At 53.9% G+C, this 12,771-nt stretch carries 12 protein-coding genes; 1 reads left to right on the top strand and 11 read right to left on the bottom strand.

Features of this window, described 5'->3' with window-relative positions; genetic code table 11:
- Window positions 1–38: 38 nt before the first annotated feature.
- From NFS35_RS09110 to NFS35_RS09130, 5 genes are all read right to left on the bottom strand, one after another.
- The gene (locus NFS35_RS09110) at window positions 39–1,166 is read right to left on the bottom strand and encodes a VWA domain-containing protein (RefSeq protein WP_251206820.1); all 1,128 of its coding nucleotides are present in this window, start codon (window positions 1,164–1,166) and stop codon (window positions 39–41) included.
- A gap of 142 nt (window positions 1,167–1,308) precedes the next feature.
- Window positions 1,309–3,720, bottom strand: coding sequence for a DUF5682 family protein (locus NFS35_RS09115; RefSeq protein WP_251206821.1), 2,412 nt, complete (start codon window positions 3,718–3,720; stop codon window positions 1,309–1,311).
- Window positions 3,681–4,793, bottom strand: a complete 1,113-nt coding sequence (locus tag NFS35_RS09120) for an ATP-binding protein (RefSeq protein ID WP_251206822.1) — start codon at window positions 4,791–4,793, stop codon at window positions 3,681–3,683. Before NFS35_RS09120 ends, NFS35_RS09115 begins: the two co-directional genes overlap by 40 nt.
- A gap of 210 nt (window positions 4,794–5,003) precedes the next feature.
- Window positions 5,004–5,597, bottom strand: a complete 594-nt coding sequence (locus NFS35_RS09125; protein ID WP_251206823.1) for a Uma2 family endonuclease — start codon at window positions 5,595–5,597, stop codon at window positions 5,004–5,006.
- A 213-nt stretch (window positions 5,598–5,810) separates the two neighbouring features.
- Window positions 5,811–7,433: a recombinase family protein gene (locus NFS35_RS09130; protein ID WP_251206824.1), complete on the bottom strand. Its 1,623-nt coding sequence runs from the start codon at window positions 7,431–7,433 to the stop codon at window positions 5,811–5,813.
- Window positions 7,434–7,651: 218 nt separating this feature from the next.
- On the opposite strand from NFS35_RS09130, the gene NFS35_RS09135 reads away from it, so the two are divergent.
- Window positions 7,652–8,098 (top strand): DUF6194 family protein, encoded by a 447-nt coding sequence (locus NFS35_RS09135; protein ID WP_117460706.1) that lies wholly within the window; start codon window positions 7,652–7,654, stop codon window positions 8,096–8,098.
- A gap of 51 nt (window positions 8,099–8,149) precedes the next feature.
- Here NFS35_RS09135 and NFS35_RS09140 read toward each other — a convergent pair whose 3' ends face one another.
- The 6 genes from NFS35_RS09140 to NFS35_RS09165 form a co-directional block, all read right to left on the bottom strand.
- Entirely contained in the window at window positions 8,150–8,347 is a 198-nt protein-coding gene (locus tag NFS35_RS09140; RefSeq protein WP_125129110.1) for a transposon-encoded TnpW family protein, read from the bottom strand.
- Window positions 8,344–9,213: an ATP-binding protein gene (locus NFS35_RS09145; protein ID WP_251206825.1), complete on the bottom strand. Its 870-nt coding sequence runs from the start codon at window positions 9,211–9,213 to the stop codon at window positions 8,344–8,346. The genes NFS35_RS09140 and NFS35_RS09145 overlap by 4 nt, the downstream gene beginning before the upstream one ends.
- Window positions 9,214–9,276: 63 nt before the next feature.
- Complete coding sequence (locus NFS35_RS09150) at window positions 9,277–10,041, bottom strand: phage replisome organizer N-terminal domain-containing protein (protein WP_251206826.1); 765 nt, start codon at window positions 10,039–10,041, stop codon at window positions 9,277–9,279.
- Between the two features lie 114 nt (window positions 10,042–10,155).
- Window positions 10,156–10,542, bottom strand: coding sequence for a cysteine-rich VLP domain-containing protein (locus NFS35_RS09155; RefSeq protein WP_125129107.1), 387 nt, complete (start codon window positions 10,540–10,542; stop codon window positions 10,156–10,158).
- Window positions 10,532–12,178, bottom strand: a complete 1,647-nt coding sequence (locus NFS35_RS09160; protein WP_251206827.1) for a relaxase/mobilization nuclease domain-containing protein — start codon at window positions 12,176–12,178, stop codon at window positions 10,532–10,534. The genes NFS35_RS09155 and NFS35_RS09160 overlap by 11 nt, the downstream gene beginning before the upstream one ends.
- Entirely contained in the window at window positions 12,150–12,545 is a 396-nt protein-coding gene (locus NFS35_RS09165; protein WP_251206828.1) for a plasmid mobilization protein, read from the bottom strand. The genes NFS35_RS09160 and NFS35_RS09165 overlap by 29 nt, the downstream gene beginning before the upstream one ends.
- Between the last annotated feature and the right edge of the window lie 226 nt (window positions 12,546–12,771).

The following is a 12,771-nucleotide window of genomic DNA, read 5'->3' on the forward strand; positions in this document are numbered from 1 at the left end:
CGCTCCATAGGCCATAATTCAAAATTAAGTCCGACTCCTCACGCAATCATCTTCCCGATCCACCCCGCCAGCTCCTCCGGCGTCATGGCTCCCACGAAAGCCCCCATATCCGAAAGCGCCTGGGCGGCGTTCCTGTCATAATTGGGATTGGCATCCATGTCCAGGGCGGTGAGCACCACCAGCTTCGCCCCGCTCTCGATGATTCCTTTCGCCGTGCTGTAGAGCCGCTGGTATCCGGCGCCCTCGTAGAGATCCGTCACCAGCACCACCATGGTCCGGAAAGGAAAGTCGATCAGCCCCTCGCAGTAGCTTAAAGCCCCCGCGATATTGGTGCCGCCGCCCAGCTGGACGCTCATCAAAGTCTCCACCGGATCCTCCACATAACCGCTCAGATCCACCACATTGGTGTCGAATATCACCAGCTTCGTGTCCAGCATGGGAAGCTTCGCGAAAATCCCCGCCATGATGGCGCTGTGGATGACGGAGTCAAGCATGGAGCCGCTCTCGTCCACGCAGATCACCACCCGCCACTGGTTGTATTTCTTCATCCGCGAATTAAAATATACATTTTTCAGTACGATCTGCTGCCTTTCATTGTCATAATTCTTCAGGTTCATGCGGATGGTCTTCTTCATGTCAAGGTTCCGGGCGGATTTCACCGGGGAACTGGCATTTCGGTTAATCTGGCCGAAAAAGGACAGCCGCACCTCCTGTTCCAGTTTCCTGGCGATCTCCTCAGCCACTTTCCGCACGATTTCCCGGGCCAGGGACAGCACCTCCCCTTTCATCATGTGCTTCAGCTCCAGGATGGTCTTTAACAGCTCCTTGTTGGGCTCCAGTTTCCGCAGCACATCCGGGTCCGTGAGGAGTTCCGTCATCCCGTATTTTTCCAGGGCGTGGCGTTCCAGGACCTCCACTGTCCGCCTGGGAAAGAGCCGCTTGATTTCATGCAGCCAGTAGGGCACCGTAAGCTGGGAACCATCGCTGCCTCCCGCCCGGTCCCTGCGCACCTCCTGTTCCTCCCCATACTCTCTGGAATACAGATAGTCCAGCACATTTTCCATGTCCATGTAATTTAAATTCCCGGAGGAAAAGGGAATCTGCCCCGAAGCATATTTCCCCAGCACAAGCCTCCAGCGATTCAAAATCTCCTGTTCGTCTGCCATACTTCCCTCCTATATATAATCGCTGCGCGATGGCTCTAAAAATTGTCGCCTACGACAATTTGGTAAACTCCTTTCGGCGGCCCAAACAATTGGTGCAAGTCTGGAAGAATGCCTGCACTTTAGGCATTCTTCCGTGCGCAACTTAGATTTTCTTAGCGGTCGTACTTTGACCGCTTAGAAAATCTTTGCGCACTGCCATCCGGGCCCTCACATAATCATCCAGCTCTTTCCCATAGGCGTACCAGTCCGGGTAGACTTTCGTCCGCTCCAGAATATCCTGTCCGCCCTTTCCGTGAAGCCCCGCTGCCATGGCGGCGATCCTGTCGATCTCCCGGGGCGTGAAATAGGCAAAGGCCATGCGCAGCTTCGGCAGAAGCTCCATGAACTCCTCCTCGGAAACCGTTCCGTAGAACCCGTCCAGCATCCGCACGAACTGCTCCCCGATGAACACCAGGTCCCTTGCCGTGAAGAACAGCCCCCGGAAAAACTGTGCCGTGGAAAACAGCTGCTCTTTGGTCCCGCCCAGATATCCCTTACAGACCATCTCTATCTCGTCAGCCGCCTCCCTGCCGCTCCCATAAAGAATGCCGTGGACACAGCCGTTTAAGCCCGCGTTGATTTCACCGTCCCGGGTCATCTTTTCCAAGGCAGAGAAGTAGTCGCTCCTTTCCTGCCCTGCCATGCTCTCCCGCCCCGTAACCCGGTACAGAAGCTTCAGCGCGTTCATGCAGGAATCCAAATCCTCGTCCTTAATCCTTGCCATGGCGGGCAGCAGGCCGATCAGCTTTCTGCAGCCGATGGCTATCAGCTCCCCGAAGTCCAGCCTGGAACCGTACAGGCTCTCCAGTTCCTCCATCATCATCAGGCTCTTTAATGCCTCCGCGACGGAATAGAAGTCCGTATCCTGGAGCAGCAGTTCATGCACCCGGACGAAGACCGGCTCCGTCTGGTCTTTCAGCCCCATCTCGAAGACCCTCGTCAGCAGCAGCGCGCTCTCCCTGGCCCCCAGTTCTTTTTTAAGTTCCTCTTTCACCAGGCTGATCACGGCCTCCTCCAGAGTGGCCCCATAGACGGACACCTCAATCAGAGCGGCGTTCACCTGGCTGCTCCACTTGTACTTCCAGATTTCCCGCATCAGGTTCCTGTCCTTTTTCAGCTGCAGGTTCGGCCCCTTTATCTTCCTGACAAAAGCCGTATTCAGGTACAGCATCCGGTTGAAGAACATGCTCTCCCGCCTGTGCTTCGGATTGGAAAAAATCGATAATGTGACCTCCGTCTCCAGCGTGGAATTAATCTTCAGCCCAAAACGCCTGCATTCCTCCTGAAAATCATAGATGATAGGCGGCACGTCGGCCTGGCGGCACAGCGCGCCGACGGCGTTCCCCGTCATCATCCTGCGCAGGATGCGCATGGGCGCGTCGGAGGCCAGATTGTACTCCCCTTTCACAAAGGAGGACAGCACCGCGTCCAGCAGCTCATAGGCTCCCGGCTCCTGTTTCCCGCGAAGTCCGGCAAGCCCTCTGGCCATGGCGCAGGCGCAGATTTCATCGTAGGTGGAAAGGTATCCCTCCTTGCGCCTGGTCTCCTTTCCCGCCGCCACGATCATGTCCAGCACCACGTCCTCGCAGGGAGTCCCCGACTCATTTGTCCTGTCCCATATTTTCTGATAAAAACCCGTGAAAGGCATGCCGCTGGCATAGCCGTTCAGCGCGTCCGCCGCCTCCATGGAATAGGGCATCAGATAGACGCCCTGGTCTTTCTCCGGAACCTTATCATGTTTCTTTCGCTCTTCTTCTCCGGCCAGCAGCGCTTTCAGCCCCGGAGTGTGGAATCCTCCCGTCACCACCAGCACCTTGCCCTCCGTTCCCGCCAGCCTCTTTGCATGCTCCCTGATCCGCTCCGCCATATACGCCTCTCTGGCAAGGCAGCCGTCCTCCTCCATGGACTCCCGGGGCGTATTCTCCCTGGCCAGCCCGCAGTAGACCAGCAGATTATCGAACCAGCGTATGCTTTCTTTCTGCATTCCGTTCAGTTCAAAATACTTCTCCCAGAACTCGTCAAAGCTGCGCAGCCCTGTCCGCTCACAGAGCTTCAGCAGATACTCATTCCGGGAAAGCAGATAGTCGTCATTATAATTGCTCTTCTCCTCCTCGGCTTTCAGCAGCCCTCTCCCCTCCCTGGAGGCCGCAAGGATGTCCCCGTAGGGCAGATCGATAAAAGCCGTCCGGATGCCGAGCCTGTTCCCCGCCCTAAGCGCCGCCAGCTCCGGCGAATAATCCAGAAAGGGATAGTAACATTTATAATGCGCCTTTTCCTCCGAAATGCGCCCCGACTGGTCATGATAGGAATAGTAGATGGCAAAAGGCGCTTTCGTCTCCTCATGGACCATCACCGGAATCAGGGCATCCGCATTGTCCGGCCCCTCCACCAGAATCACTGCCGGGCGAATCTCCTCGATCGTCCGATTCACATGGAACGCGCAGGCCGGGCTGTGGTGGCGGACAGGCAGCAGAATTATCTCAGCCATTTTCTCGCTTCGTAATATTCTTTCCATAGTCCGCCCTCTTTGCCGCTCTTGTCACGGATGACCGTGTTGAAATAACCTTTCACTTTTTCCAGGTCGTCTTTGTTTTCCTTGGAAATGGCCCCCACCAGATTCTGCACCAGGCTGTCCATGCTCAAAGTCCCGTCCCCATAATAATAGCCTGTGATCATGGCCTGGTAATATACCGACACCGCCTCCGCTGTGCTCATCACACAGGAGGGCTTGTCGATCCGGTGTCCGTAGGAGGAGACACCCTCCCGCAGCTCATGATAGGTGGACGCCAGGATTTCCGCCACATCCTCGTCCGCCTCCATGGCGATATGGCTCTCCAGCGCCAGCTTGTTCACCTCGTTCACGATGATCCGTTTCTCCATGGACGCCTCCCGCACAGGCATCACCGTCTCGAAATTGAAGCGCCGCTTCAGGGCGCTGCTCATCTCGTTGACGCCCTTGTCCCTGGTGTTGGCCGTGCCGATGACGTTAAAGCCGGGTTTCGCGAACAGGAAGCCCTCATCCCCCAGCTCCGGCACATTCAGCACCTTGTCGCTGAGCACGCTGATCAGGCTGTCCTGAATCTCCGCCGGAGTCCTGGTGATCTCCTCGAACCGGGTAAGGATTCCCTTCTCCATCCCCACATACAGAGGCGAAGGCACCAGCGCCTCCCGGCTGGGCCCACTGGCCAGCAGAAGTGCGTAATTCCATGAATATTTTATCATATCTTCGGTAGTCCCCGCCGTTCCCTGGACCGTATTGGTGCTGACCCCGCTGATGGCGGCGGAGAGGAGCTCCGAGAGCATGGTCTTGGCCGTTCCCGGCTCCCCCACCAGCATCAGTCCCCTGTTGCCCGCCAGGGTCACGATGCAGCGCTCCACCAGCGCGTCATTGCCGAAATATTTCTTTTCTATCGTTATCTCTTTTCCGTCATACCAGAGAGGCTTCGCGCTCCCCAGTATGAATGTCCGCACCGCCCTGGGCGACATCTGCCAGTTTTCCGGCCTGCTGCCCGTATCGTTTGCTTTCAATGCCTCCAGCTCATCCCCATACCGGATCTCCACCGGGGGTTTTATGTATCCTGATTCCATATATGCGCCTCCTGATTGCATCCCCGCAGACACGAGGAGTATTCCATAAGATATACTGCTTAATGATTTCACTTGCCGTGAAACCAGACTGCTTAACGCTGACTGGTCCCATCGCATGATTACATTAGGCAGTATTCAGCGTTATGCATACTCTCATATTTTTACATAGCAGCGTTCAGCAGGCCGCTGCCTCCGCCCTCCCGGCGAACATCAGTCCCATGGATGCTTTCCGCTGAAAGCCGCCTCGGGGATATCTATGTCCAGCATCCGGAAATCAATGCTGAAGTCCTCGAAGATATTCACCTTGACAGTATCCCGGAAAGTATAGGAACGCGCACGGAATGTGCCGTCCTCCAGCCAGTATACCGCCACCTCCCACACCGTGGGATCTATAATCCAGTATTCCCTGACGCCTGCATCCGCGTAAAGGTTCAGCTTGCGGATATAGTCGTAGCCGGGATTGCTGGGGGAGATAATCTCTATGATCCAGTCCGGCGCGCCGCTGCAGCCTCTGTCCGTGAGCTTGCCCGCATCGCAGATCACGCTGATGTCCGGCTCTACGATGGTGTCCCGGCTGCGGGACAGCTTCACTGCAAAAGGGGCGGGATAGACCCGGCAGAAACCGCCCTTTGATTTGATATAGTTTCTAATCAGAAAGTGCAGTTCACCCAATATCTCCTGATGAATCCTGCCGGGAGACGCCATTTCATAAAAGCGCCCGTCAATCAGCTCCGCTCTGATTTCCTCCGGCAGATGCTCATAGTCCTCTTCCGTATAGCAGGTCTTTCCTTTTGGCATTTCCATAGATGGTCTCCTTTCTTGTCTGTCGCAACCGCCCGTTCACTGCCGCAGACAATCCTTCTCCCGCATCCATTCTTCTACCCTACCTTAACTTTAATGGAAATCCCGGGCTTTGTCAAGCAGACCGGAGCTTTTGCTCATGTGAGATAAAGAAGTAAAAGAAGTGTAAAAAATTTTGCCGTTCCCTATCCGGCTGACTGCCGGACGGGTCGGGCTTTAGTCGGGCAACTCTACCTTGCCGACAAAAGAGTAATAGATTTCGATTTCCTGTCTGCGGAGCTTCCCCCGGCGTTTCCCGTCAAGGGCTTCCGATTCGTGGATTACGATTTTCTCCACAAACTCCCGTAACAGGGTAGGGGTGAGTTCCTCAAAGCTGGTGTACTTGCGTACCACTTTCATAAACTTTTCAGCGTTTGCCGTGGCTTCCAGCGTTTTAGAAAGTTCGCTCTGCAAGGCGGCGGCTTTCTCTTTCAGTTCCTTTTGCTCGGCTTCGTAGTCTGCCGAAAGCTCCGTGAAACGCTCGTCCGATATGCGCCCGGTCACGCTGTCCTCATACAGCCGCTTGAAGATGGCGGAGAGTTCCGCAATCCTTTTTTCTGCCGCTTCCAGCTCTTTCTTCTTGGCGGCGTTCCGGCGTTTGCTCCCGTCCTCGGTCTGGTCGGTCAACAGCTTCATAAACCGGGCTTCGTGCTTTGCGGCGTAGCTGGTGACTTTCCGTAGGTTCTCGGTCACTCCCTCGGTCAACAGGTCGGTGCGGATAAAGTGCGCCGTACAGTCTGCCGTGCGCTTCTTGTAGCTGCCGCATATGTAGCAGTCCTGCCTCCGTTTGTCTGTCTGATACCTCTGCTGGTACATGACGCTGCCGCAGTCGGCACAAAAGAGTATGCCGGAGAACAAGCCCACTTCGTCATAGCGGTTGGGGCGTTTGCGCTGCTTGCGTAGCTCCTGCACACGCTCCCATGTGTCCTTGTCGATTATCTGCTCATGGTGGTTCTCAAAGATTGCCTGTTTGTCCTCGCTGTTGTAGATAATCTTGCTGCACTTGTAGGATTGGGTGGTGGTCTTGAAGTTCACAAGGCAGCCCGTGTATTCCCGGTTTTCAAGGATATGCACCACGGTGTTCGCCGCCCACTTGCACTCATAGCCGGGGTGGTAGCGGCGGGTGCTTCCCGTCCTGCGGTATTCCAGCGTTCCCGGCGTGGGGATTTCCTGCTCCGTAAGCATACGGGCTATCTTGGTCGGACCGTTCCCGGCAAGGCATAGGCTGTAAATCTGCTTCACCACGGGGGCGGCTTCCTCGTCAATGATGAAATTTTCGTCCTCGTCCATGAGGTAGCCGTAAACGGGCTTGCTTGTGACAGGCTTCCCGCTCATGCCTTTTGAGCGTTTTACCGCCCGGATTTTCTTGCTCGTATCTCTCACCAGCCATTCGTTGAAAATGTTACGCAAGGGCGCAAAATCATTTTCACCCTGTGCGCTGTCAACGCCGTCATTGATGGCAATGAAACGGACGTTTTTCTGCGGGAAAATCATTTCTGTATACATTCCCACTTGAAGATAGTTTCGCCCTAACCTTGACATATCCTTGACTATGACCGTTCCTACAAGCCCCGCTTCAATATCGGCAAGCATGGACTGGAAACCGGGTCTTTGGAAATTTGCCCCGGAAAATACGTCGTCCGTGTACCATTTCAGATTCGTAAAGCCGTTCTGTTTAGCGTAGGCTTCAAGGATTCTTTTCTGGTTGCTTATGGAATTGGATTCCCCGGAAAGCTCGTCCTCATGGGATAATCTCGGATATAGGGCGGTAATAAGTTGCTGGGTGGTCTGTCTTGACATAGATTCCTCCGTTTCCGACAGCCAGCCCCACTATTCCGTAGGCTTATTATAGCATAGGGCGGGGTGGGCTGTACAGTTCTTTTTACTACTTTATGTCGAAAAATATCACGGTTTTTCATTAAGGCTTGTCGCAAATTAGATGTTTATGGAAATAATCTCTGATTTGTGCTACAATAATCCGACAGCTCTTTATTTTATATTTTGTGAGGTAGAACACTATGGAAGCAAAACAAATATTGGATTACTGCCTTTCCTCCTTAAACGGTACGGTACTCGTTGAAAGTTGGGGCGAAAAAGGGATTTTCTACAATCCCGGTCTTGTATTAAAACGTGGTGTATATGTTCTGACTGTTAAGGAAAAAGACGGTGATAACGATAAAGCGTCCAATCTTGACAGAACAGGTATTTACCGTGTCAATCTTGGGCTGCGAAAAAGCACATTCCAAAAGATGTATGGTAAAATTCCGGCACGTCCGGCGGCGGGCGGTGTCGTGGATATGGATTGTGATTTCACTGCTTTAGACATTATCATTCCCCACCCGGTTTATGCTTGGATGGGGTGGGTAAGCGTCCTAAATCCGTCCAAACAGACATTTGAACGGTTAAAGCCCCTTATTCAAGAAGCATACGAATTTTCAGTCGAAAAATTCCAAAAAAGAAAATAGGCAGGAACTGGCGGTCATACTCCACGGCATGACCGCTTTTTCATGCCCGGTTTATGCGGTAAATGGCGGCTTGTGTCCGGCTGCGCTTTCCGCTTCCAGCACTTTCATCATCTTGTCGGCGGCGGTGGCGGTAGCGTCCTGTTTGAAATAGCCGGAAACCACAAGGACGGTGTTCCCCCGGCGTACCTCGGTCACACAATCCGGGCGGCGGGCGGTAGTGGCGGTGCTTCTGTTGGGGGTGTCGGTCATAGGCTCTCCTTTCTGTTCAGCAGCTTTTTAAGCTGTTCCATTTTCTCCCTTGCTTTGGCTTTTCTGAAATTCTCCCCGGTAATGCAGACAGGGGAACACATTTCAATAAGGCGGTCATAAATCCGGGCGTGGGGCGTGTCCTCCGGGTTCTGCAATTCTTCCAGCGTCAAATTTGTGGTGACTATCAGCGGCTTTCTGCTGCGGTATCGGCTGTCAACCACGTTGTAAACCTGTTCAAGCCCGTATTCCGTGCTACGCTCCATGCCGAATATCGTCAGGCGAACGCAGTTCGCCTTGATAAGCAGAGGGAAGCTGCAAAGGCGGGATATGTATTCGTTCCTGTCCTTGTAGCTGGCGGCAAGGTCATTGAGAATAAGGGCAAAATTCGTCATGCACACGGAAACCTCTTTCTCCATGAGGGCATTGGCGATACACCCGGCAAAATAGCTCTTGCCTGTGCCGACTTCTCCCCACAAAATCATTCCGTGGTTTCCGTCCTTTATCTGCTCCCATTGTTCCACATAGGCACGGGCTTTCACCATTTGGGGGCATTTGCCGTTGTCGTTCCCAAACGTCCATTCCCTCATAGCCGGGTCGGTGAAGCCCTTTCTTTTCAGCCGTTCCACTTCCTCCCGGTGCTTGTGTTCCCGGTCTGTGGCTTCCAGCGTTTCCCGGCGTTTCCGCTGGCAGTCACATTCTCTGGGGTGCCGGTCACGTCCGAAAAAGGTCTTGCCCTCCGGGAAATAGGCTTCTTTGGGCTGGCGGCAGCTCCCGCAATACAAAAGCCCGTCCTCGCCCGTGTAGTCCTCCGGCTCTGCTTCCTGTGCCGTGGCAAGCCGGAAAACAGCGTTATCATAATCACTCATAAAATCATTCCTCCTTGTTCATGGTCTTTTACGTCCTGTTTACGGGGCGTTGTGTCTATGCGGTTAAAGGCTCTCGCCCTCCTTGTAGGAATAATCGGGGATTCCCTTTTTTGGCTTCCCCTTTGCCTTGTCATCAGCCGCCCAACGCCGGATAGTGGCGGCATGGTTCTTGTAGTTCTTCCCGCTGGAAGCGATATAGCCGGATAGACGGTCAATGTAATACTCCCATTTGCCGGGAAGCTCCTCTTGCAGCTCCGCAAGCTCTTTTTCTGACAAAAATACGTTTTCATATCTGCCAAAAGGGGCGGGGGCGGTCTGTCCGGTTTTTATCTCTCCCTCTCTCTTTATCTCTAACTCTATATCTATCTCTTTCTCTATCTCTATCTCTGGTGGACAAATGTCCGCCCCATATGGTGGACGTTTGTCCGCCACGGCTTCCGGCAATGCCTTTTGCTCCTGCAAAGCCAGCCTTGCACGGCGTTTCCTCTCCCCCTCGGTAGAGGACTGACCAATTAAGAGTTCTATGTTGCTCATGTACAAAGCCCCGTTCTGCAAGGGTTCTACAAGCCCCAGTTTCATAAAAATCTGCAAAGCCCTTTCCACTGTGCCGACTTGCTGGCGGGTGATGGTGGCTATCATCTGTGCGGTGTAGGGGATATTCTCGGCAAGCTGGAGCTTTCCCCCGTTTTTCAGCGATTTTAGGTACATCTTCAAGAGAATGTTTGAGCAGAGCATACCGTCCTGCATACTTTCCAGCAGCACGATAGCGTCCTCGTCAAAATAGCTCTCTTTCAGCTTTAGGTAGTAATATTTGCGGTTGTCTGCCATTCGTTCCTCCTTTGGTCTGTTCTGTGGCTTCTGTTACGCATTTAAAGCGGCTCTTGTGGGGGTAAAGGATAAATGTATCGGCTACCCTTTGAGGGCGGTCAAAAAAGCCTTGATTTACGGGGGTTTGGAATATCCTAAAGCGTGACATTTACCCCTCTGTTTCCGCTTGCGCTGTGCGGCATGGATTCTTTTCATGCGTCCGGCGCAATCCGGGCAGTATTTCCCCCGGTTGGATTTGGGGAGAAAATACCCGCCGCACTCGGTACAGCGTTTCCTGTCTGCCCGGTGCAAAAGGGCGGCTTCCAGTTTTCCGTCCAGCGGCAGCACGGCGGCAATGAACCAGCGGCACATAAGGGAATAGCTGATACTCTGTACACATACGCAAGGCTCGCCGTTATCCAGCAAGATACAGTTGCCGTTGTCATAGTTGCAGCACTCATGCACAAGGCGGCGGGCAGCTCTGTACTGTGGGTAGTCCATGTATGGGCGTTTACCGTTCATTTTCCCGCCCCTTTCCCCGTTCCGGCTCACGTCTTAAAATCTGCCCGATATTGCCCTTGACGGTCTGCAATTCCCGGACGTTCTCTTTCTTCTCCCGGTACTCGTTGTAAAGGGCGTTTTTCTCTTTGGTAAGCTGCTCAATCTCGGTCTGCAATGCTTTGGACGCTGGCAGCTTGGAGATTCCCTGTGCCTTGAAATGCCGGGCGGCGGATTCGGAAATGATAAACTCGCTTTCGTGCTGCTCCCGGTAGGCTCTCCGGGCTTTCTCCGTTTTCTGCGCCCGCAATCCGTCACGGGCTGGCTTGGTCTTGATGTAGGCTAATAGCTGTTTCTGCAAGTCTTTTTTCTCCCGTAAAGTGCTTTCCACGGCTTTCAGTTTCCCGGTGGTTTCATGCAAGCCCGCACTGGCGGCGGCAAGGGCGGCTTCCAGTTCTTCCGGGGAAGAAAAGCCGGATTCCTCGTAAATACTTATGGTCGCCGCCATTTGCTTTAGGTTGTGGACAGCCGCCCAGCGGTCATATCCTATGCCCTTGCCCTCGGCTCGCTTGGCTTCCCGGTCTACCATGCGCTGTACAACTTCCCGTTGGGAAGTGTCCTGTTTCGGTGCGTTTATGGCGGCTTTATTGCGCTGTAAACGGTCTTTTATGCTGCGGGAGTATTCCTGTTTGGGTAAGGGCTTTTCGGCGGCTCTTGTGGCGTTCTGTGCGTTTTGGGAGAGTGTTTCCAGTACGGCGGCACGGTCAAAATCATCACCCAGCTTCCGGGCGGTGATGGGCTTCGTCCTGTCCGGCGTGAGATACGACAATCTTCCCCGGCTTTCCTTGACGGTCACGCCTTGCTGTAACAGCTTCCCGGCGAAGTCCTCAAAAGAGGTAGCAGAGGACAGGGCGGTGCGGATCGTGCGCCGTAGCTTCTCTTTGTCGGTTTCAAATTTCGTAAGTTTGGGCGGCTCACCTGCGGCGGCAAGGGAAGTGTTCTCTTTATCCAGTGCGGCTTGTCCTTTCCGTTTCGCCCAATACTCACGCTCGGTAACTCGGTTCTTGCTCCCGTTCAGCAAGTCAATCTGATAGAGGTTTTCCCGGTGGCACATCTCCATGACTTCCGCTTTGAAATATTCCATAGCTGCGTCCGTGCAGCGGTGCTTGCAGCCCTCCCTTGTGTCGGCTGGTCTTTCCATGTAGGGCAATAGCGGCACTTCCGCAATCCGTATGGAATTGATTGCGATATGCACATGGATATTGCCGCTGTGGTTATGCCCGTCCGGGTGGGTGCATACAAGGGCTTGGTGTCCGGGGAAATGTGTCTTGCAAAATTCCTCGCCCAATGCTTGCGCCCGGTCTACGTTCAAGCCGTTGTCGGGTGCGTCACGGGGGTCAAAGCTGATGATATAGTGGTGGCTCTTTACGTCCTCCCTCTTTTGGTTTTTCCCATAGTGGAGATTGGAGCGCATACACGCTATGGCGAAATCCTCCCCGCCGCAATTAAGGGAAGATATGCGGTAATCATCACGGGGGATAAGCCGCCCGTTTTCATCAAGGGTGGGCTTCATGGTAAACTCGTCATGCCGGGAGGTTAGGTACTGCTCGGCAGCTCCATAGTCGGCGTTTTTAGAGCTGATATGTTTGAACGTTGCCAACGGCTTCACCTACTTTCTGCAAGACTTCAAACTTCAAGGCGGCAAGCTCCGCTGTGGCGGCTCGTACCTCTTGGGAGAGGGCGTTATAAGGTGCGCCGTACTCGTTCAGACAGCGGGCAATCTGATTCAAGTTGCCGCCGATTTTCCCGTACTCGGCTGTAAGCTTTCCCACGGCAGAAAGCAGTTCATCATTGACCGGGGAAACGGTAATGACGGGGCGTATTCGTGACTTGGTAAGGGCTTGCCGGATAAACTCGGCTTGGCTCATTTTGCAGAGGGTGACACGCTCGGAAAACTCGGCGTATTCTTCCTCGGTCAAGCGTGTTTTGATTACCCGCTGGCGGTGGGGCGTGTTGTATCTTTTCATGGCTGTGAACCTCCTTTCTTGGGTGGATTTTTTCAAGCGGCGCAAGCCGCAAAAGGCGGGCTTGGGGTGGCAACCCCAACAAGATTCCCGCAGGACAAAATGAGCCGATAGGCGAAATTTGGTACTGTGGTAGAATCTTGCTCTTAGAAAGTGGCGGCTTCCCCTGTGTGGGCTTCCGTCAATACCTTTAGTGCCGCAAGCGGGGATTTTGCCAAAGCAGCGGCGA

It is taken from the genome of Acetatifactor aquisgranensis, assembly GCF_943193215.1.
GTDB classification, from domain to species: Bacteria; Bacillota; Clostridia; order Lachnospirales; family Lachnospiraceae; genus Acetatifactor; species Acetatifactor aquisgranensis.

Coding starts and splice junctions, on each gene's coding strand:
- NFS35_RS09110 (WP_251206820.1), bottom strand. CDS start 1,166: ATGGCAGACGAACAGGAGATTTTGAATCGCTGGAGGCTTGTGCTGGGG.
- NFS35_RS09115 (WP_251206821.1), bottom strand. CDS start 3,720: ATGGAAAGAATATTACGAAGCGAGAAAATGGCTGAGATAATTCTGCTG.
- NFS35_RS09120 (WP_251206822.1), bottom strand. CDS start 4,793: ATGGAATCAGGATACATAAAACCCCCGGTGGAGATCCGGTATGGGGAT.
- NFS35_RS09125 (WP_251206823.1), bottom strand. CDS start 5,597: ATGGAAATGCCAAAAGGAAAGACCTGCTATACGGAAGAGGACTATGAG.
- NFS35_RS09130 (WP_251206824.1), bottom strand. CDS start 7,433: ATGTCAAGACAGACCACCCAGCAACTTATTACCGCCCTATATCCGAGA.
- NFS35_RS09135 (WP_117460706.1), top strand. CDS start 7,652: ATGGAAGCAAAACAAATATTGGATTACTGCCTTTCCTCCTTAAACGGT.
- NFS35_RS09140 (WP_125129110.1), bottom strand. CDS start 8,347: ATGACCGACACCCCCAACAGAAGCACCGCCACTACCGCCCGCCGCCCG.
- NFS35_RS09145 (WP_251206825.1), bottom strand. CDS start 9,213: ATGAGTGATTATGATAACGCTGTTTTCCGGCTTGCCACGGCACAGGAA.
- NFS35_RS09150 (WP_251206826.1), bottom strand. CDS start 10,041: ATGGCAGACAACCGCAAATATTACTACCTAAAGCTGAAAGAGAGCTAT.
- NFS35_RS09155 (WP_125129107.1), bottom strand. CDS start 10,542: ATGAACGGTAAACGCCCATACATGGACTACCCACAGTACAGAGCTGCC.
- NFS35_RS09165 (WP_251206828.1), bottom strand. CDS start 12,545: ATGAAAAGATACAACACGCCCCACCGCCAGCGGGTAATCAAAACACGC.